Below are 19,622 nucleotides of genomic sequence, written 5' to 3'. Positions count from 1 at the left end.
TACCCGTAGATGCGGGGCTTGCCCCGCATGCTTTTCTGCACACCATCCCGCATCGCACCGTGCCGGCGAGACCACCCCGCCCCGCGTGTTTTTTGCATGGCACCGTGCCGGGCAAGCCCGGCACCTACGGTGTGTGGCAGGCATCCGCGCTGATCACGCGTCGTCCATCCGTGTTCCGATACCGGCCGAGCCGCGCCGCACAAGCCCGGCGCCTGCATTGACATACCCGTAGATGCGGGGCTTGCCCCGCATGCTTTTTGCACGCCCTCCCGCATCGCGCCATGTCGGGCGAGACCACCCCGCCCCGCGTGTTTTTTGCAGGGCGTCGTGCCGGGCGAGAGCGCCGTGCCGGGCAAGCCCGGCACCTACGGGGTGTGGCCTTCTCCGGTGCCGTGCCCGCGGCGCGGCGCGGCGCGGCTGCTCAATCGTCCGCGGTGGCGGTTACCCGCGCATGCCACGCCGCATAGGGCGTGTTCTTCGCCAGGTGGCGGTTGTAGTCCGGGGCGCCATCGCTCCACCACACCGGGCCACGTTCGCCCAGCACGCGCTTGGCCGCGTCCACCGCCTGGCCGGCACGCGCCAGCGCCTGCGGGTCGCCGGCGCGGCGCGCGCGGCCGACCTCGCGACGCGCGGCCATCAGCTCACGCACCGCCGCCTGCCGCTGTTCCTCCGGCAGATGCGGATTGGTGGCGCGCCACAGGCGGCCGCGCACCACCAGGTAACGGCCATCGGGGGTACGCAGCGGCGACGCGCTCATGCCGGTCGGGGGGGGCGGGGACATGCCACCACCCTGGCCGCCGGTGCGTGCAGGGGGTGTCGATGCCGCGCGTGCTCAGTGCAGCGTCACCACGATCGGCTCGCCACGGGTGACGATCAGCGTGTGCTCGTACTGCGCGGAGCGGTTGCCGGGCGCGCCGCTCAGGGTCCAGCCGTCGTCGCCTTCCTCGACCACGCGGCTGCGCGTGGACAGGAAGGGTTCGATGGTGATGACCATACCTTCGTGCAGCCGCCGCGTGTCGTGCGGGTCGTGGTAGCCGGGAATGTGGTCCGGTTCCTCGTGCAGCGCGCGGCCGACGCCGTGGCTGCCCAGGTTCTCGATCACGCGGAAGCCGGCCTGGCGCGCGGTGCGCTCGATCGCCGCACCAATCCGGTTGAGCGGCTGGCCGGCACGCGCGACCTTCAGCGCGTTGGCCAGTGCGCTGCGTGCGGCGTGGCACAGGCGCAGGTCGCGCGCCGCGGCCGTGGGCAGCACGCGGGTACCGCCGGTGTCGGCAAAGTAGCCGCCCAGTTCGGCGGAGACATCCACGTTGACCACGTCGCCCGCGGCCAGCACGCGCGCGCCCGGTACGCCGTGGGCGGCCTCTTCGTTGACGCTGATGCAGGTCGCGCCGGGGAAGCCAAGGGTCAGGCGCGGCGCCGGCTGCGCGCCGTGCGCGGCGAGCAGGCGCTCGCCGATCAGGTCGAGCTCACCGGTGGTCATGCCGGGGCAGGCGGCAGCGAGCATTTCCTCGCGCACCCGCGCGACCAGCCGGCCGATACGTTGCAGGCCGTCGATGTCCGACTGCGATCCGATGGTCATGGGGTTCCCCAGATGATTGGCGGGAACAGGCTAGCAGCGTTATGTCTATTTTATTCAAATCATTGATTTAAATAATAAATTTGGCAAATATCGCGACCCCGGCGAACAGTCCGGCACCAAACACGGCATGCGTGGCCAGGCTCTGCAGCCGCGCCTGCCACGGCCGCGGCGTGCGCGCGGCGGCGATGCCGGCGCCGAACGCCGGCTGCATCACCAGGAAGGGCAGCAGCACGCTGCCCAGGCCGAACCCCAGCGCCGCGCCCAACGTCGGTTGGCGCAGCCAGGTACTGCCCAGCATCGCCATCAGCATCCCGGCCATGCCGACGCCGATGGCGTCATGCGCGCACCAGCCCAGCATGCGCTCATGCCTGACCGGCGCGGCGTCGCCGATGGCGGCATGGCGCCAGTGCCCGATCCAGCGGCCGAGCAGCGCGTAGTCCAGGGTGGGACGCCCGAGCCGGCGCAGCAGCACCGCGCACAGATCGGTCGCCGCGGTGGCGACGACCCCCATGACCACGACCCGCGGGATGATTCCCCCACCGTCCATCGCCCTTCCCGCCTGTGCGCAAACCTGTTTCCATCCGTCTCGACGTTGAAGCCGACTTGAGGTCAAGCGTGCAGGAGATCGACATCGGGCAGGTGGTACGGCAGAGCGGGATCGCCGCGTCCCCCCTGCGCTATGACGAAACCCGCGGCCTGGTCCAGCCGATCGGTCGCAACGGGCTGCGGCGCGTCTATGCGACCTCGGTGCTGCAGCGCCTGTCGCTGATCGCACTGGGGCGCGCGGCCGGGTTCCCGCTGGAGGAGATCGGCAGCATGCTCGGCGACGGCGCCATGCCCGGCATCGATCGCCCGCAGCTGCTGCGCAAGGCCGACCCGCTGGAGCGGCGCATCACCCGGCTGCAGGCCCTGCGCGATGGCCTGCGCCATGCCGCAGGCTGCCGTCACGCCGACCACCTGCAATGCCCCACCTTCCAGCGCCTGATGCGCGCCGCACTGCGCCGACAGCGCCGGCGGGGCGATGACCGCGGGCGGACTTCACCGTGACTTCGCCGCGCCCCCATCGAGGCGCCGCGAAACGCGCCGATGCTGCGGGTTCCTCCTTCCCTCGTGGAGTACCGCCATGAAGCACCGCGTGATCCGCCCGGCCGTCGGCACCGGCCTGCTGCTGCTCGTCCCCCTGGCCCTGACCCTCCGCGACCGCCACGCGCCCGCCGGCGAAAGCTGGCATTGGGGCCCGCTGGACTTCGTGGTGATGGGCGCCCTGCTGTTCGCCACGGGGCTGGGCTACGCCTGTATCGCGCCCCGGCTCGGCGGCACGGGGCAGCGGTGGACGCTGGGCATCGCCCTGCTGTGCGCGCTGCTCGCGATCTGGGTGGAGCTGGCGGTGGGCGGCATCAGCCAGCTGGCCGCGCACCTGGCGGGCGCCCGCCCCGCCTGAGCGTGCGGCGCGGCGCCCCCACGCCTCACGGCTTGAGCAGGCGCTCCTCGACCGCGGAGAACGCCGAGTGCTCACCCTTGCGTGCCTCCGGCAGGCCGGTGGCAAAGAACGCCACGCCGGTGCCGCTGGCCGGGTCGACCCACAGCCCCGACAGCAGCCCGTACGCCGAGCCGGAGTGGCCGATGCGCGCCACGCCATCGCCGAACGGATCGTCGCGGCAGCCCTTCACCGGCGTGGCCAGGGTCTGCATCGCCAGGCCATAGCGGCAGAAGAAGCCGTCACCGCCCTGGCCGCTGTCGTCCTCTTCGGTGGTCATGCCGTCGCCGGGGGCGTAGGTCCACTGCGGGCGTGCCAGTTCGCGCACGGAGTCGGCGCGCAGCAGGCGCACGCCGTCCACTTCGCCCCCACCCAGCAACAGCCGCCCGATCTTCGCCAGGCCGTTGCCGGAAATGCGCAGCCCGCCCTGCGGTGCGAACAACGCACCGTTGTCGCCGGCGCGCCAGCGGCCCAGGTCGCAGCTGCCATCGGCCGCGGCCACCACCGGGCAATCGGGGCGACGGCCGCGGTTGTCGTCGCGCACCGGCCGGTGCGCTTCGTCGTACAGCACCACCGCGCGCGCCACGCTGGCGTCGTCGCAGCTGGCCCAGTTGTAGCAGGCGGCGATGCCGAGCGGCTGCAGCACCAGGCGCTGCATCAGCCGGTCGAAGCGTTCGCCGCTGGCCTTCTCCATCACCGCGGCGATGAGCGGGAAATCGATGTTGGCGTAGCGGAAGTACTTGCCCGGCGCGTGCGCCGTGTCCCACGCGCGCGGGTCGTCGAGCACGGTGCGCAGCGGCGCGCCCAGCGGCACGGCGTAGTAACCGGCGGCATCGGTGAGCCCGGCGCGGTGCGACAGCAGCAGGCGCAGGGTAATGGGCGTGTCCGGGAACTGCGGGTGGCGCAGCGGCCAGCCGAGCCAGCGCGACACATCCGCGTCCAGCTCCAGCTGCCCGGCCTCGACCATGCGCATCACTCCCAGCGCGGTGACCAGCTTGGAGATCGAGGCGATGCGCACCGGATCGTCGGCGCTGACCGCGCGCCCGGCGGCGATGTCGGCCATGCCCTGCACCTGCGTGGCGGTCACGCCGTCGCGGTCGAACGCCACCCGTACCGTCGCCACCGGCTCGGCCGCCTGCACGCAACCGGCCAACAGCCACATTCCCAGCACAAGCCCAACGCGCATTGCCTGCTCCCCTCGATTGGCGAAGCGCCGACCATAGGCAACAACCGCGTTGGCGTCGAGTGCGCATGGGCACATGCACGGGCGTACCGGCGCGGGGCGTCAGCTGAGCGCCGAGGTGGATTCGTAGGGCAGCGGGCGCAGGCCAAGGCGCACGATGGCCGCGCCGGCCACGTCGAGCACCTCCGGTTCGGCGTCGATCACCAGCAGGATGTGGCCGGCCTGGATCTCGTCGTCGAAGGCCTGGCGCACCGGATCGGGCACGCTCGCCCCCAGCAGTGCCGATGCCAGGCTGCCGACCATCGCACCGGCCACGCCCACCGCCGCGGCACCGGCCAGGGTGATGCCCAGCGGCGGCACGGCAACGGCCACCAGTCCGGCCAACAGCCCGGTAGCGGCGCCGTAACCGGCGCCACGGCCCACCGCCGCCATCAGGTCGGTATCGGCCATCTTGCGCATATCCGGAATCGCGCGTTTCTCGATGTCGGCGCGCGCGACCAGCAGGATGGCGTCGTTGTCCACGCCGGCGCTGCGCGCGGCCGCCATCGCCTGCTCGGCCAGCGCCAGCCCGGGCGCACTGAATACATGGCGCTTGTTCATGGCCGCCCCCTGCCTGCGCGATGACCGGCAAGCGCGCGCATGGCAGTGGCCGGAGCGCTTGCCGCCCCCCGCGCCGCCTGCCGTGCGGGGTGGATCGTGCGCGGGCCGCCGCCAGCGGGGCGCGACGGCGCTTGCACCTGGCCGGTGCTGTCACGGGTGTGGGCCATGGGAGTTCCTCGCGCATCGCGGCACCTGCCGCGGATCGAGCGTGCGCCGTGGCCGGTCAGCGTGGCGTGCCCGGGCGTGATGCGCGCGGACACAAACGTGAGCGCCATGGAAACAACGGCGGTTCAGCTCTCCAGGCCAAGGAATACCCGCATCCGCGCCAGCTCCGCCTCCAGCGCGGTGTCGAACGCGGTGTCCTTCGGCGCGTGGCCGGCGACATAGTGCAGCCGCGCCTGCAGCGCGCCCGCCACGACCGCCAGGTTGCCCCAGCCGATCACCTGTCCGCGCCACAGCAACGGCATCGCGTAGTAGCCGAGCTTGCGCTTCGGCGCCGGGGTGTAAGCCTCGAACCGGTAGCTCCAGCCCCACAGTTGTTCGAAGCGGCGGCGGTCCCACACCACCGGGTCGAACGGCGTCAGCAGGCGCGCGTCCTCATCCGGCTGCCAACGCCGGCTTTCGGCGCGCTCACCGTCAGGCCACAGCCAATCCACGCCGTCCACGCGCGCGCACTGCAGGCGCTGCCGCGCGCGCAGCAGCGCCGGCCCGCACGCATCGCGCCACTGCGGCACACCGTTGCCGAGGTAGCCGACCAGCTGCCGCAGGCTGGCGGCCGGCAGCGGCGCATAGGTATTCACGATCAGGTCGAGCAACGCATCCAGCCGTGCGGGGATCTCATGCGCCGCCACCGGCGGGGCGTCCTCGCGCACGGCGTACACGCGCGTACCGCCGTCGCGCCGCGCCACCCGCAGCAGGCCGCGGTAGTGCATGCCGTCGAGCAGCTGGGTGCTGGCGTTGGACGCGCCGCCGAACCCATTGGTGGTCTTGCCGTGGGCGAAATGGGCATCGACCTGGCGCGGATGCACCGCACCGTGCGCGGCGACGAACGCGCGCACCGCGTGCGCCTGCTTCCAGCGTGCCGGAGTCCATGCCACGCGCGCCTGCCGCGGATGCATCAGCGCCTGGTGCGCGCGCGGCAGGAAGCCGTAGTTGACGAAGAAATCCTCTTCCAGCGGCAGGCGCGGGTAGCGCCGTTCCAGCTCGCCGGCGCGGTAGTCCCTGACCCGGTGGCGCAGGGTCAGGTCCTGCGCGCGCGCCGGCGCACGGATGGGATCGGCCTGGACAAAGCCGAGTTTGGTGATCGCCCGCATCAGCGTGGTCGGCGCGAACAGCGAGCGGGCCACGGCATAGCGGCGGAGCTGGTCGAGGGTGGGCGGCATGCGCGCATCATGCCAGCCGCCGGCGCCCTCGCGCGCATCGCAGCATGCCGCTCACACCACGCAGCGGCACGCCCGCGGCGGCGTGCGCGGGCACTTCCTGTACCATCGACCGCGAGAAGGACGCCATACGCAGACAGGGAGTCCGCCCATGCGTGCGAACCGCTCCAAGAGCGCACTGCTCTACCGCCAGCTCCGGCGGGCCTTGCAGTCGGGGCGCTACCTGCCCGGGCAGCGGATCGATCCGGGCACGCTGGCCGAGGAATTCAGCATCAGTCCCACGCCGGTGCGGTTCGCGCTGTACCGCCTGGTCGGTGAGGGGCTGATCGACGATCACGCCCGCGACGGACTGCATGTGCCGCTGCTCACCGAAGTCGCCCTGCGCGACCTCTACGACTGGATGGAACGCCTGCTGCTGATGGCCTGCGAGGTCGAGGCACCGCCCGCGGTGGGCGCCGGCGAAGCACTGCCGTACCTGCCTGGCGGTCCCCGCGGCGACCCGGTGAAGGGCACCTGGCAGCTGTTCGACGCCATCGCCCGCGCGCCCGGATTCCGCCCGCTGCACCATGCGGTGAAACAGGCCAACGACCGGCTCGCGCCGGTGCGTCGCGCCAAACGCGGCCTCATCGACCAGCCCGACGAGGAACTGGCGCGGCTCGGCGGCCACTGGCAGGCGCGCGACATGGCGGCGCTGCGGGCCGGGCTGCGCGCGTATCACGCACGTCGCAGGCAACTGGTGCCGCGGATCGTGGCGCTGCTGGTCGACCGTCGCGACCAGCAGCCGTAACCGGCGCCCATGCACCATCGCCCGCGCGCATGCCATCACGCCGGTGCATGGTGCCGGCGGTGCCGGCCGGCACATGCCGGAGCAGCGGCACCCCATGCATTGCACAGGGAAGCGGCGCATTGCATGACCGGCTGCACGTCTTCGGACAATCATCGTTTAGCAACGCAATAATCATTTGATAATCAAATTTCCCGGCTCCTAGGCTGGCTGTCGTCATGGAAACCGCCATGACGCAACCGCAGGAGAGGCAAAGATGAACAGCAACGACAACCACCGCATGCACGCGGACGATGTGATCGTGCTCGGCGTCGCCAGTGTGGAGACGCAGGGCATCCTGCAGGGCAACGAGCCGATGGGCGGCGAGCCGGTCCCCGGCATTTCGGAAGAGTAGGAAGCAGGGCGCACCGCGAGGTGCGCCCTGTTCTTCGGCCGGAGCGCCCACCATGCCACGCTGCATCGACCCGGATCTGTCCTACTGCCTGATCGACGGCCGCCCGCTGTTCCTGGATCTGGCGGCGGACCGCTATTTCCACCTTTCCGACGCACTGGAATGTGCCTTTCTCGCGCACCTGCGCGGCGCCACAGCGTCGGCGTCCGATACAGGGCGCCTGCGCGGGCGCGGGCTCCTGCCGGCAGTGGCGCGAGACGGCGCGCAGCCGGCGTCGACCGCCATCGATGCCCCGCGTGAAAGCGCGATGGAACCGATGCAGCACGGCAAAGCGGTCCGCGCGGGTGCGGCCCTCGGCGCCTTCAGCGATGTCAGCGTGGTGCAGCTGCAGCTGCGGTACCGCACGCTGAAGGACACGCTGGCCTCCATGGCCCGCTATCGTGACGCGCGTGCGCACGTGCAGGACAGCGGACTGTCGCATGCCCTGCAGCACCGGCTGTGCGAGGCATCCGCGGCTTTCCGCATTCCCCGCCTCTACCATCCCGCCGCGACCCGCTGTCTGCCCGACTCGATCGCCCTGGTCCGCTTCCTGGCCAGGCGTGGATTGTTCGCGCACCTGGTGTTCGGGGTGGTGGCCGCCCCCTTGTCGGCGCACTGCTGGGTGCAGGTGCGACACCTGGTACTGAACGACACCGTCGGCAACGCCTGCGCGCACACGCCGATCCGGGTGGTGTGATGGCGTACCGGTACATCGCCCTGCTGCACCCGGCCACCGGCGATGCTGCGCAGCCGCTCGATGACGCGGTGCGCCGGCACTTCCCGTCCGGCATGCAGCGCCACCGGCTGGCGGCCGGCTGCACGCTGCATGTCTGCGCCACCACGCCGGTGATCCCGCTGGCGGGCCAGGGCCTGATCCTGGGCCACGTGTTCTCGCGCGCGGGCCTGCCGATCACCCATGCGGCGCAGCTTCCGGACTGCCGCAGCCCCGCGGATCTGCGCCGGCACGTCCTGCAGGACTGCTGGGGCGCCTACCTCATCGTCCAGGCGGATCCCGCGCAGGCCGGCGACATCAGCTTCCAGCGCGACCCGGAAGGCGGAATGCCCTGCATCCATCACATCGATGGCGGCCAGGGGTTCGTCGCGTCGGACGTCGGGCTGGCCGTGCAACTGGCCGGCTATCGCCGGCGCGTGGACTGGGACGCCATCGGCCATCGGCTGCGTTATCCGGACATCAAAAGCGCGCGGACCGCATTGGCGGGCATACACGAACTGCTCCCCGGCACCCGGCTGGAGGTACGCGGACGGCGCACGAGCGTTCATGTCGCCTGGTCGCCCTGGGACGTGGTGACCGGGGAACCGTCGTATGCCTGCGCCGACGAAGCGGCCGAAGCGGTTCGTGCCGCTGTCGGCATGGCGACCCGCGCCTGGGCCGGCATCGACCGCTCGATCCTGCTGGAACTCTCCGGCGGGCTGGATTCCTCGGTGGTCGGCATCGGCCTGAAGGACAGCGGCGCCGAGGTGGCGTGCTGCACCCTGGTGACGCCGGTGCCGGGCGCTGACGAGCGCCGTTACGCCCGCCAGGTGGCAGCGCTCATCGACGCACCGCTGGACGCCCAGACCATGGGCCTGGAATCGGCGACGCATGATTTCGACATCGATCCGTGCACGACGACGCCGCGGGTCGGGATGCTGCAGCACGTCACCGATACGATCATGGCGCAGGCCCGGCGCCGCCACGGTGCGGCCAGCTTCTTCTCCGGTGGCGGGGGCGACACCGTCTTCTGCTACCTGACCTCCGCGGCACCGGCGGCGGATGCATTGCGGCAGAAAGGGGCGGCGCAGGCACTGCGTGCCATCCACGACCTGGCCGGACTGCACCAGTGCACGGTCTGGAAGGCCGCACGGCTTGCCCTGCGCAAACTGATGCGGCCGCCCGCGCCGGCCTGCACCATGGCCGATGCCTTCCTCGCGCCCGGGCCCGCCCCATGCGCGCCCGACCCGCACCCGTGGCTGGACATGCCCGCTCGCGCCCTTCCGGGTGAACGCGAGCGGATCTTCGCGCTCGCAGCGACCCAGATCTACCGCGATTCCGCGCCGCGCGGGATGCATGCGCACCTGCGGCTGCCGCTGCTGTCGCAGCCGGTGATGGAAGCGACATTGCGGGCACCCAGCTGGATGTGGATCGCCGGCGCGCAGAACCGTTCCATCGTGCGCCAGGCCTATGCGGGCATGCTGCCACACGCGATCCTCGCACGCCGCAGCAAGGGCTCGTTCAGTGCGTACATCGGTGCGCTGCATGCCCGCCACGCGCCACGCCTGCACGCCTACCTGCGGGAGGGCGTGCTGCATGCGCAGGGCATCGTCGACGTTCCGTCCCTGGACCGGTTCTTCGCGCGGGGGCCCGGTCCGCGTGACCGTGCGATCGGGCGCATCCTGGACCTGTGCGCGGTGGAAAACTGGGTGCGCCGGCAATCCTAGTCGGGCGCCTGCCCCGGCGACGCCGCGCCCCGCCTGTCCGCCATCATCCGCCAGCGCGCGTACTGCCCCGCCTTGGCGGGCTTCGGGTCCTCGAAGCCCAGCAACCAGAAGCGGAACCAGTCCAGGTTGCGCTCATACACCGCCAGCTTGTGCCGGGGCTGGAACTTCTGGTGCGCTTCGTTGGGGTACACATACAGGTCCGCGCGCCGGTCACGGATCAGCGGCACCGCATAGTCGAGCGTATGCAGGTATTCCTGCTCCGGCAGCTGCATCAGCACCGGGATGTGAATACGGTCCAGGTTGAACGCCGGCGACAGGCGTTTCCATTGCGCGGGTGTCGCCGCCGGATCGCCCAGCTGCCAATAGGTGCGCAGGCGTGAGAAGAACGGCTCGCCCGACAGGCTCATCAGCGTGTAGGCAAGCGGCGAGAAGGCGATGCTGCTGACCGAAGCGGCGGACACCGTATGCGAGTGCATCGCCATCCACAATGTCACCTCGGTGCCGTAGCTGAGCCCGCCCATGCCCACATTCCCGGGCTCGATCTCGCCGCGTGACGACAGCAGCGCGATGGCGCTCTCGATCGCCGAGCGGCCGATCTCGAACCGGGTAACCGCATCCAGCACGCTGGGGGGCGCGTTGATGCACAGCGCCGATATGCCATGGCCCGCCAATGTCGCCAATGGCCACTCGTCGCCGACACCCCCACGCACGAAGCCCGAGCACCGGTAGTAGGTGAGGAACAGCGGCGCGGGCTCGCCGGCGGCGCGCCGGGCCGGGAAGTACAGCCCGTTGAACCGGCGCCCTGCCGCGTCCTGCCAGTGCAGCCGCTGCACCGGCACGCTGGCCATGTCCGCCGCCAATGCCGCGTTCGGATCGAACAGCACGCGCCGGTCGCCCGAGTCCAGGTCGACCCGTTCCAGCCGGGGCGGATGGCGGGCGTCGGCGGCCACGCACACCAACGCCGCCGCCGACGCGGCGCAGGTGCCGGGGACCCCACGCCCGCCGTTCATCAGCCCGGAGGTACGCACCACCGGGAGCACGCGGCCGGACGTGACGTTCCAGCGAAAAATGGACTGGGCCTGGCTGTCGTCCGCGTCGGTCACCGTGAACAGCACCTCATCGTGTCCCGGACGCCACTGGATGGCGGTGATCGGCTTGCCGGTACACAGCGCGTCGCGGCACTGCACCGGCCGCGCGCCCTTGCCCGCCGCCAGCACCGACAATGCCACCTCCGGCCGCGGCCCCACCCCCTGCCACTCGGTCACGTGGACCAGCATCGCGACGCGGGCGGCGTGCGCGTCCCAGGCCAGCTTCCAGGCCTTGAACGGCGCCACCCGCGCATGCGCTGGCGACACAGGCGGCGCCGCCCCGCCGCTCACCTCGCGCGTGTTCCCCGTGGCCAGGTCGAGCGCGCGCCAGCGGTCGGCAACACCTGCCAGCAACGGCGAACGGATCACGTCGCCGCCGTGCAGGCGCTGCGTGGCGGCACGCCCATCAAGGCGCCCGGACCGGTACAGCGGCTGGCCCAGCGCGACGGTTGCGTCGATATGGATGCCGTTGTCGTACTCGGCCTGCTCGGCATCGCGCACCTGCTGCCGGGTGGCACCCACGCGGTAGCGGAGCGAGTGCCCATCGGCGGCCAGCCGGAAGCCACGCACGTCCGCCGCGTCGCGTGTCACCGCGCGCGCCCCGGAACCGTCGGCGCGGGCACGCCAGACCGCGACACGACCGTCGAGCAGGGCCCGGTAGTAGAGGAAGCGGCCGTCCGGCGACCACGTCACCCCGGCCGGCGCCAGCGATGCCCCGTCCGATTCGCGCAACGGCTGGCCGCCCTCGCCCACCCTGCGCGCGGGTGCGCTGGCGTCCAGCGGCTGCACATACCAGGTGGTGTCGTGGGTATTGCGCTCGACCGAGGGCTGTTGCAGCCGGAACGCCACCCGGCTGCCGTCGGGTGAAACCGCCAGTTCGCCGAGGTCGGCGACTTCCACCAGCTGGCGGGGTGACACGCCCTGCGCATTCGCCGCTGCGCTGAGCAGCAGCGCTGCCACCGCCGGCGCACACAGGCGGCGGGCCCGCTTCATCAATGGATGCATTGTTGGACTCTCCCCATGGAGCCAGGCGCCATCCGGCTCACCAGTGCGCGGATACGGTGATGCTGGCGTAACGCCCGATCGCCGATGCGTTGGTCGAGTCGTACGGCACGTCGGTCGGCGCCAGCGGCCGGTACAGCGGCGGCGCGCGATCGAACAGGTTCTGCACCGACACCCCGATCTCGAAGCCGGGGCCGGTGCCGCCGCGGCGCGCCGTGGCGTACTGCAGGGCGAGGTCGAAGGTGTTGAACGAAGCCAGGTCCTGGCGCAGTGCCGGGTAGCTCACGCCACCGGTGTGATTGGCGAACGAGGACACCGTGAACCCAGCGGCGGTCCACACCAGCCCCAGGCGGCCGCGCACCTTGGCCGGATAGAAGATCGTCCCCGCCAGGTCGAACGCTGCCTGCCCGGGCGTGTTCTGCTGGGCACTGTCCAGCCAGCTCGCCGAACCACGCAGGTCCAGGCGGCCCCGGCCCAGCGCGCGCCCGTACGACCCGGACAGGTCCAGTCCCCGGATCCGCTGCGTCCTGGCGTTGACGTATTCGCCGCGCCCGATCACCACCACCGTGTCCGGATCGTAGGGTTTGCCGGTCCAGTTGTAGAAGCCACCGGCGTAGGTGGCCAGCAGGGCGGCCTGCTGTTCGCGCGTGGGCGCGAAATCGAGGAACTCGGCCACCGCCGGGTCGCTCAGCACCTGGCCGAAGGCCGCGAACGGCTGCACCACGCGTTCGCGATAGTCGATGTCGAACCAGGTCAGGTCGGCCTGCAAACCGGGCACGCGCTCCGGATGGAACGCCAGCGACACGCTGCGCGTGGTCGCCCTTTCCGGACCGAGCCGCGGGTTGCTGCCCCAGGACAGCAGCACCGCGTCATCGGCCCTATAGCCGGTGCCGCCGATCATCGACGGTGGCACCAGGTACGCCACCAGGTTGCCATAGCGCTCGTTCAGCGTCGGCGCCTTGAACGACCTGCCCCACGACGCCTTGAGCGTGACGTCGCGGCCGGGCGCGTAGATCAGGCCCAGCTTGGGCGTGGTTACCCGGCCAAAGCTGTCGTAGTCCTCCATCCGCGCGGCGGCCGTCAGTTCCAGCCGCCGCGCGAACGGCACCGCCATGCTGGCGCCAATCAGGGGGACACTGGTTTCCGCGTAGGCAAACCTGCTGCTGTCCTCGCTGTGCGCCTGGGTACCGGCCAGGAGATTCCGGTTGACCAACTCATTGCTGCGATAGCCCGCGCCGACCGCCAGCCTGGCCTCGCCCGCGCCCAGTTGCAGCAGCGGCCCCTCCGCACTGATTTCATACGAGCGGCTTTCATTGCAGCGGCACACCCCCGATACCAGCCGTGGCGTGCCGCCGCCGTTGGCCACCAGCCACGCCCGCCCGGTGTTCTGGTCGCGCGCACGCACGGCCCCGGCCTGCAGGGTCCACCCGTGCGCCAGGCCGATCTCCAGCGACGGTGCCAGGAACCATGCCGTGCCGTCCGACCGCTGGTCGTAGTAGAGCCCCCGGCCAGTCTGGTAATAGACCTGGTCGCGCTCGGTCCGCAGCGCATCCAGGCGCAGCTCGGTGCTCTCGCCCAGCCACTGGTAGCCACTCAGCAGCGCACTGCGCGTGGTGCCACCGGGGTAGAGCACGAACGGCCGGGCCATGTGCTGCGTATACGACCGCTCGCTGGCATTGATCGGATCGATGCGGGTATGGCGATAGGTGGCGATCAGGCCACCGTCGTTCCACACCGCGCCGGCGGTCGCGTCGTACTCACGCGTGTCCAGGCCACCGTCGCCGGCGCGTCCATAGCGCGCGCTGACCACGCCGCCGTCCATGTCGCGCTTCAACACCACGTTGCCGACACCGGCCACCGCGTCCGAGCCGTAGATCGCGGACGCACCATCGGCGACGATGTCGATGCGCTCCACGGCCGCGAGCGGAATCGCGCTGATGTCCACCGCCTGCATCAACCCGCCATAGGCCAGGCGGCGGCCATTGAGCAGCGTCAACGTCGCGTCCGGGCCGATCCCACGCAGGTTGAGGCTGGAGCCACCGCCCGCGTTCTGGTTGTAGAGGTTGCCCGACCCGGTCGCGCTGACGACCCCCGGGTTCTGCCCACCATTGAAGTTCTGCGGCAGGCTGCGCACCACCTCGCCCAGCGTACTGAAACCCTCCTGGCGGATCTGCTCGCTGTCGATGGCGATCACCGGCGAGGGCGTGGTGCCACCGCGGATGCGGGTGCCGGTGACGGTCACCGTCTCCAGTTCGGTCGTCGCGTCGGCCGGTGGTGTCGCCGCCGCGGCGGCCGCGCGCGGCGCACCGGCGCCCTGCCCTGCTTCCTCGTCCACCGGCGGGGCCTGCCGCGGCGTGGCGCCCTGCCCTGCGCCCGGCGCGGCGCGGGCCGCGCCTGCCTCGCGCGCCGGGGCGGTGCCGGCCTGGCCATAGAGCGTTGCGAACAGGGCGATGGAAATGGCGTTGCGTAAAGCGCGGGTCTTCATGCTGCGTCCTTTGGTTTCCATGGTGGGTACTCGGTGCTGCGGTGCTGCTGTCCCGCAGCCCGGACGGTGGCCGGTGCGGCGGGCACGCAATGCCGGCGCACAAGCGGCCGCGCGCCATGGCAGCGGCGCGCACCGGCGGTGCGGACGAATTGCAGGTGGTGTTTCCCGTGGCCCTGTGCGGCGGCGGTGTGCGCGCCGTCGCGGCGCGGTTGCGTTGCCGCCCGCGCTTCCGCCGAGGGAGCGGAAGCGACATGCACGCATTGCGTTCATTCATTAACCCGGTGCGCACACTACGTTTAACGTAGTATCGGTGTCAAGCGCCCTTCCGGAAGCTTCCATGCACCGAAGCCCGGGATGTACACGGCCTTGTCCGAGAAGAGAGAGCTCCCCGTCTACAGCGTGCGTCTGCGCGAAGCGCGGGAGACCTATGGCATTTCGCAGCGCAATCTCGGCATCAAGGCCGGGCTGGACGATTTCGTCGCCAGCACCCGCGTCAACCGCTACGAAACCGGCGTCCACCAGCCCGACCTGCAGACCCTGCAGCGCATCGCCGAGGTACTCGACCTACCGGTGGCGTACTTCTTCGCCGAGGACGACGCGCTGGCCGAATTGATCAAGCAGTACGGGCGCGGGAAGCACGGGAAAGGCTGATCGCCGATACTGCGGCGCGTCGTTTCCCTACAGTCCCGTGCGGCAACTTCCTACGTCGTGTAGCGCACTTTCCCGACGGCTCCGCATCAACGCTTCCCCTGCCACCCACGCGCCCGCTGGCGTGCCGCACGCTACCCTGTCGCCCCGCACCGCCCCGCATCACCGGTTTATCCCGCCATGACCGCCTGCTCCCACCGCGTCCAGGGCCTCAACAACGACGAGGTGCCCGCCGACTGGCCCGCCATCGCCCCGCACGAGATCGCCTGGCTGGCCGGGCGCTTCGCGCAGCTGCGCGGCGCGACCGCCGCGCAGTGGCACAGCCCGCGGCCGCTGTCGGCCGCGGCGCTGGTGGAAACCGCCGCCGGGCGCGTGTTCGTCAAGCGCCACCACCACAGCGTGCGCGACGCCGCCACGCTGGGCGAGGAGCACCGCTTCATCGCGCACCTGGCCGCCGCCGGCGTGCCGGTGGTGCAGGTGCTGCGCGACCACGACGGTGCCACCGCGGTCGAACACGACGGCTGGACCTACGAACTGCACACACCGGGCAACGGCGAGGACCTGTACCGCGACGCGGTGTCATGGACACCGTTGACCAACGTCGCCCAGGCACGCGACGCCGGGCGCATGCTGGCGCGCCTGCACCAGGCCGCCACCCGCTACCACGCCCCGCAGCGCGGCACCCACCTGCTGGTGGCGCGCGACGATCTGATCCGCAGCCACGACCCCATCGCCGCACTCAAGGCCGACCTGGACAACCGCCCCGGCCTTGCCCGCTACCTGGCGCGCATTCCGTGGGAGGAACAACTACGCAGGACCGTGCTGCCCTGGCATGCGGGCCTGGCCGAGCGCCTGCGCGACGAACCGCGGCTGTGGGCGCACAACGACTGGCACGTTTCTAACCTGCTCTGGCAGGGCGACACGGTGAGCACCGTGCTCGACTTCGGCCTGGCCTCGCCCACCGGCGCGCTGTTCGACCTGGCCACCGCCATCGAACGCAACGCGGTCGCCTGGCTGGAGCTGGAACGCGGCGCGCAGGCCGTGCGCATCGACATCGCACTGGCGCTGCTCGACGGCTACCGCCAGCTGCTGCCGCTGTCCGCCGCGCGCATGCACCTGCTGGCCGACCTGCTGCCGGTGGTGCACCTGGACTTCGCGCTGTCCGAAGTGGAGTACTTCGAAGGCGTCACCGGCTCCACCGCCAACGCCGACGTCGCCTGGCAACCGTTCCTGCTCGGCCACGCGCAATGGTTCGGCAGCGCCGAAGGCCAGGCGCTGTTGGCGGCGCTGCACGCGGCAGCCTGAATCCGCATGCGGGGCAAGCCCCGCATCTACGGAGTGCGGACCATGCAAGGCAAACCTGCCCCATGGAGCGCGGCGCCGCGGGAACCCACACCCGTAGGTGCCGGGCTTGCCCGGCACAAGGTTATGGAATGCCGGTTGGCTGGACATCCCCAGTCGAGTTGGTCGAACACCGAAGCCGGTTGAACTGACCGGCGAACTGAGTAGGGCGTCCTTTCACTGCACCGGCGGCAAGCGACCCATCGCGGACATGGGTGCCGTCGCCGAACCTGCCGCCGGGTCCGGCTATACGGTCGGCTTGTTAGCCGGACCCGATTAACCCTAAGCTCAAGCTGTATCAAGGCGGCAGCGAACCATACGATGCGCCATGGATAAGTCGTATAACCGGACCCACGAGTCCGGCTATTGGATAGTTAGGCGGCCATGAGAAATTACATCGCACTTGCAGCTCTCCTCTGGTCAGCCACCGCCTGCTCCACAATGCCAGCCGGTGGCGCGAAGAAGGCCGCGGTGTTGGCGCCCGCGCCAGCCCAAGTGACGGGTCGGTGGCAGTTTCGTGTGGCCGGGAAAGACGGGGTCCGGGAGCCGGTAGTCACGCTCACCAAGGAGCCTGCAAAGACCTGCCAATCGGGTGATTGGCTCAAGGCCGTAGTCGTCTCTCCGGGCAGCTTGGCCTTCTCGCAACCCGCCTACACTTACTCAAACGGCCGGCTTGAACTCCTCCTGTCGTCCGAACTCTGCGATGCATACACTTCGCTTGTCGGGAACGTATCTGACGGGCGCTTCAGTGGCACGCATGTGTCGGATGGCCTGTTCGGCAGCATCGAGCATGGCAAGGTCACTGGGGTGCGCCAGCCGTAGTCGCTGGCCGTGCGCATCGACATCGCACTGGCGCTGCTCGACGGCTATCGCCAGCTGCTGCCGCTGTCCGCCGCGCGCATGCATCTGCTGGCGGACCTGCTGCCGGTGGTGCACCTGGACTTCGCGCTGTCCGAAGTGGAGTACTTCGAAGGCGTCACCGGCTCCACCGCCAACGCCGACGTCGCCTGGCAACCGTTCCTGCTCGGCCACGCGCAATGGTTCGGCAGCGCCGAAGGCCAGGCGCTGTTGGCGACGCTGCACGCGGCAGCCTGAATCCGCATGCGGGGCAAGCCCCGCATCTACGGAGTGCGGACCATGCAAGGCAAACCTGCCCCATGGAGTGCGGCGCCGCGGGAACCCACACCCGTAGGTGCCGGGCTTGCCCGGCACAAGGTTATGGAATGCCGGTTGGCTGGACATCCCCAGTCGAGTTGGTCAAACACCGATGCCGGCTGCACTGGCCGGCGATACCGACGAACTGAGTAGGGCGTCCTTTCACTGCGCCGGCGGCAAGCGACCCAGGGCGGACATCTGTACTGCTACCGGAACGAGCTTGCCGTGATAAATGAGCCCATCGGTGGATCCGGTTATACGCTGGCTTGTTAGCCGAACCAAGCCACCCTAAGATCGAGGTATCGCAAGAGAAAAGCTCGCCATACGGTGCTTTGTAGACAAGTCGCATAACCTGACCCGTGGGTCCGTCTATTCGGTAGTTAGGTGCCAATGGAATTCGAGTCGATACGTCCAGTTCTTAGCGGTGTGACTGGTGGCATCATTGCCACATGGCTCACCTCTCGCTGGTCTCGTCGGCTGCCTTCAAGGCACAACGGAAAGTCACGCGACGCGCTTCTTCGGCAACATCGTCCTGCTATCTGGACGGCCAACACTCTCTTCTTTCTCGGCCTTATCTTCGGTGTCGCCCTGTATCGGATCGGCGGCTTCGACAACACCGACTGGCGACCACTCGGGCTTGGTTTCGGCCTTGCGTCTGTTTTGCCACTTCTGGCCATCTTCATAGTGTCTATCCTCTCCGGGAGAGACCCGCGGGAAGGATACGTTGCCTTCTCATTTGGTCAGGGCATGCCTCTCTGGGCTACCTACGGTTTACTTGGCGCAGGCTCGGTTGCTTTTGTGTTTGCACTTGCTAGCCTTGGCACCTAGCAATTCATTCAAGCCGACGCCGCTTCACGGGGCGGCTTAACTCAAGCGTCAGGGGGCAGGTGGTGATCTCCGCAACTCGCAAAGCCGGCCTGCAGGCATTCGCTATCGGCACGGCGGTCAGTATTGTGGGTGGCTGGCTAGCCGTCACCTATGATCTGTGGCGCTTCAAACCGTTTGGTTGGCTTTACGCGCTTCCGGTCGCGCTTGCCATGATTGGGCTAGGCCAAGCAGGTACTGGCGTGCCCTTCCGCGACCTTGCAGCAAAGTGGGATTCGCTCAAGGGCTGGCAGCGCGGCGTGTTAGGCATAACCATTCTCGCAGCGTTCTCCGCCCTGCTATTCGGCATACTTGCGGCGGCAATCGTTTCCGGGGTGGTTTAACCACCCCCTAACAGTTCATTCAAGCCGACGCCGCTTCACGGTGCGGCCTGATTCAGGGGTTAAGTGGCAATGATGCAAGGCGAAGTCTTGGAGATTGACGATTTCGTTGCTATCACTGACAACGGAGTCTTTCCTGTTCGCTTGACAATAGTCCACGATTCATCAGGTTTCCTTCTCATCAGTAATTCGTCAACTGGTGGAGCTGCATTCAATGGAGACACTTGGCACAGCTCACTCACTGAAGCATTCGCCCAAGCAAAGTTTCAGTTTGGCGTTTCACAGGACAGGTGGCGCGCGGCTGCCACCTAACAATTCGTTCAGGCCGATCGCTTCGTTGCCGCGTCAATGCGTGGCACATTATCACTTCGCCTCGGCCACAAATCGGCCCGGCTTAACTCAGGTGTTCTGAACGACCGCTCCTGGCCGATCTCTGCCGGTGACCAAACCCGCAGTCCGCCGGAGCGCTTCTACTGCGTCCAACTCGCTGGCGGCGGCGTCCAGTCCGATGGCAGAGCTTTCCAGCTCCTTGGCTGCACGTACGGGGCTTCGCCGGGAGAGCTCCATGCGGGGCGAGCCCCGCATCTACGAGATGCGAGGCCCCATGCGCGCAAGCACCCCCCAACCCACCCACGGGCCAAGCCGCGCCATTTGTGGTCAAATACGCGCCTGAAGCGGGGGTGCCTGGGCTTGTCCAGGCTGAGAGAGTCCCTTGGAACCTGATCCGGTTTGCACCGGCGTAGGGAGCTTTGAGCAGCAGGCACACCGCCTTAGTGGCCGGTCGCGCGTGCGCGCCTTCGCTTCGTCTCCCCCTACGGCTGATGACG

General features: G+C 69.6%; 19 protein-coding genes, 1 pseudogene and 1 riboswitch. Of the genes and pseudogenes, 12 read left to right on the top strand and 8 right to left on the bottom strand.

The window, feature by feature from the left end; all coding sequences use genetic code 11:
* Positions 1–421: 421 nt before the first annotated feature.
* The 3 genes from AC06E6_RS00600 to AC06E6_RS00590 form a co-directional block, all read right to left on the bottom strand.
* The gene (locus tag AC06E6_RS00600; RefSeq protein WP_478059896.1) at positions 422–781 is read right to left on the bottom strand and encodes a hypothetical protein; all 360 of its coding nucleotides are present in this window, start codon (positions 779–781) and stop codon (positions 422–424) included.
* A gap of 51 nt (positions 782–832) precedes the next feature.
* Positions 833–1,579 (bottom strand): type I methionyl aminopeptidase, encoded by a 747-nt coding sequence (gene map / locus AC06E6_RS00595; protein ID WP_277434337.1) that lies wholly within the window; start codon positions 1,577–1,579, stop codon positions 833–835.
* Positions 1,580–1,646: 67 nt separating this feature from the next.
* Positions 1,647–2,126 carry a DUF2938 family protein gene (locus tag AC06E6_RS00590; RefSeq protein WP_478059894.1) on the bottom strand — a complete coding sequence of 160 codons (480 nt, stop codon included), beginning with the start codon at positions 2,124–2,126 and terminating at the stop codon, positions 1,647–1,649.
* 56 nt (positions 2,127–2,182) lie between these two features.
* Here AC06E6_RS00590 and AC06E6_RS00585 point away from each other — a divergent pair, with 56 nt between their 5' ends.
* Entirely contained in the window at positions 2,183–2,626 is a 444-nt protein-coding gene (locus tag AC06E6_RS00585) for a helix-turn-helix domain-containing protein (RefSeq protein WP_478059892.1), read from the top strand.
* 76 nt (positions 2,627–2,702) lie between these two features.
* Positions 2,703–3,020 carry a hypothetical protein gene (locus AC06E6_RS00580; RefSeq protein ID WP_478059890.1) on the top strand — a complete coding sequence of 106 codons (318 nt, stop codon included), beginning with the start codon at positions 2,703–2,705 and terminating at the stop codon, positions 3,018–3,020.
* A gap of 25 nt (positions 3,021–3,045) precedes the next feature.
* Here AC06E6_RS00580 and AC06E6_RS00575 read toward each other — a convergent pair whose 3' ends face one another.
* From AC06E6_RS00575 to AC06E6_RS00565, 3 genes are all read right to left on the bottom strand, one after another.
* Positions 3,046–4,242: a serine hydrolase domain-containing protein gene (locus AC06E6_RS00575; protein ID WP_478059888.1), complete on the bottom strand. Its 1,197-nt coding sequence runs from the start codon at positions 4,240–4,242 to the stop codon at positions 3,046–3,048.
* 99 nt (positions 4,243–4,341) lie between these two features.
* Positions 4,342–4,839 carry a hypothetical protein gene (locus tag AC06E6_RS00570; protein WP_312345675.1) on the bottom strand — a complete coding sequence of 166 codons (498 nt, stop codon included), beginning with the start codon at positions 4,837–4,839 and terminating at the stop codon, positions 4,342–4,344.
* Positions 4,840–5,129: 290 nt separating this feature from the next.
* Complete coding sequence (locus AC06E6_RS00565) at positions 5,130–6,221, bottom strand: DNA glycosylase AlkZ-like family protein (protein WP_478059887.1); 1,092 nt, start codon at positions 6,219–6,221, stop codon at positions 5,130–5,132.
* A gap of 148 nt (positions 6,222–6,369) precedes the next feature.
* On the opposite strand from AC06E6_RS00565, the gene AC06E6_RS00560 reads away from it, so the two are divergent.
* The 4 genes from AC06E6_RS00560 (at position 6,370) to AC06E6_RS00545 (ending at position 9,871) form a co-directional block, all read left to right on the top strand.
* The gene (locus tag AC06E6_RS00560; RefSeq protein WP_161615459.1) at positions 6,370–7,005 is read left to right on the top strand and encodes a GntR family transcriptional regulator; all 636 of its coding nucleotides are present in this window, start codon (positions 6,370–6,372) and stop codon (positions 7,003–7,005) included.
* A gap of 253 nt (positions 7,006–7,258) precedes the next feature.
* Positions 7,259–7,396 (top strand): benenodin family lasso peptide, encoded by a 138-nt coding sequence (locus tag AC06E6_RS00555; RefSeq protein ID WP_240212324.1) that lies wholly within the window; start codon positions 7,259–7,261, stop codon positions 7,394–7,396.
* 52 nt (positions 7,397–7,448) lie between these two features.
* On the top strand, positions 7,449–8,129 hold the full coding sequence (locus AC06E6_RS00550; protein WP_478059885.1) for a lasso peptide biosynthesis B2 protein: 681 nt from the start codon (positions 7,449–7,451) through the stop codon (positions 8,127–8,129).
* A complete protein-coding gene (locus AC06E6_RS00545; protein ID WP_478060257.1) occupies positions 8,129–9,871 on the top strand; it encodes a lasso peptide isopeptide bond-forming cyclase in 1,743 nt (580 codons plus the stop codon). Before AC06E6_RS00550 ends, AC06E6_RS00545 begins: the two co-directional genes overlap by 1 nt.
* Here the strand turns inward: AC06E6_RS00545 and AC06E6_RS00540 are convergent.
* Together AC06E6_RS00540 and AC06E6_RS00535 are read right to left on the bottom strand one after the other, a co-directional pair.
* Complete coding sequence (locus AC06E6_RS00540; RefSeq protein ID WP_478059883.1) at positions 9,868–11,952, bottom strand: Atxe2 family lasso peptide isopeptidase; 2,085 nt, start codon at positions 11,950–11,952, stop codon at positions 9,868–9,870. The genes AC06E6_RS00545 and AC06E6_RS00540 overlap by 4 nt on opposite strands.
* 49 nt (positions 11,953–12,001) lie before the next feature.
* Entirely contained in the window at positions 12,002–14,467 is a 2,466-nt protein-coding gene (locus tag AC06E6_RS00535) for a TonB-dependent receptor plug domain-containing protein (RefSeq protein ID WP_478059881.1), read from the bottom strand.
* Positions 14,468–14,812: 345 nt separating this feature from the next.
* On the opposite strand from AC06E6_RS00535, the gene AC06E6_RS00530 reads away from it, so the two are divergent.
* From AC06E6_RS00530 to AC06E6_RS00505, 6 genes and pseudogenes are all read left to right on the top strand, one after another.
* Complete coding sequence (locus tag AC06E6_RS00530; protein WP_233996229.1) at positions 14,813–15,097, top strand: helix-turn-helix domain-containing protein; 285 nt, start codon at positions 14,813–14,815, stop codon at positions 15,095–15,097.
* 177 nt (positions 15,098–15,274) lie between these two features.
* A complete protein-coding gene (locus AC06E6_RS00525) occupies positions 15,275–16,399 on the top strand; it encodes a phosphotransferase enzyme family protein (protein WP_478059880.1) in 1,125 nt (374 codons plus the stop codon).
* A gap of 420 nt (positions 16,400–16,819) precedes the next feature.
* Positions 16,820–17,257, top strand: a complete 438-nt coding sequence (locus AC06E6_RS00520; RefSeq protein ID WP_478059878.1) for a hypothetical protein — start codon at positions 16,820–16,822, stop codon at positions 17,255–17,257.
* Positions 17,258–17,263: 6 nt separating this feature from the next.
* Positions 17,264–17,530, top strand: a pseudogene (locus tag AC06E6_RS00515) (aminoglycoside phosphotransferase family protein); the annotation flags it as partial.
* A gap of 450 nt (positions 17,531–17,980) precedes the next feature.
* Positions 17,981–18,418 carry a hypothetical protein gene (locus AC06E6_RS00510; RefSeq protein WP_478059877.1) on the top strand — a complete coding sequence of 146 codons (438 nt, stop codon included), beginning with the start codon at positions 17,981–17,983 and terminating at the stop codon, positions 18,416–18,418.
* A 62-nt stretch (positions 18,419–18,480) separates the two neighbouring features.
* On the top strand, positions 18,481–18,798 hold the full coding sequence (locus AC06E6_RS00505; RefSeq protein ID WP_313254792.1) for a hypothetical protein: 318 nt from the start codon (positions 18,481–18,483) through the stop codon (positions 18,796–18,798).
* A gap of 663 nt (positions 18,799–19,461) precedes the next feature.
* A riboswitch (TPP riboswitch) is annotated at positions 19,462–19,558 on the top strand.
* Positions 19,559–19,622 lie beyond the last annotated feature (64 nt).

Source organism: Stenotrophomonas sp. Steno-Z10-HUANG (assembly GCF_056393075.1).
The sequence above is the reverse complement of the archived record's forward strand: the minus strand, read 5'-3'. Positions and strand labels throughout refer to the sequence as shown.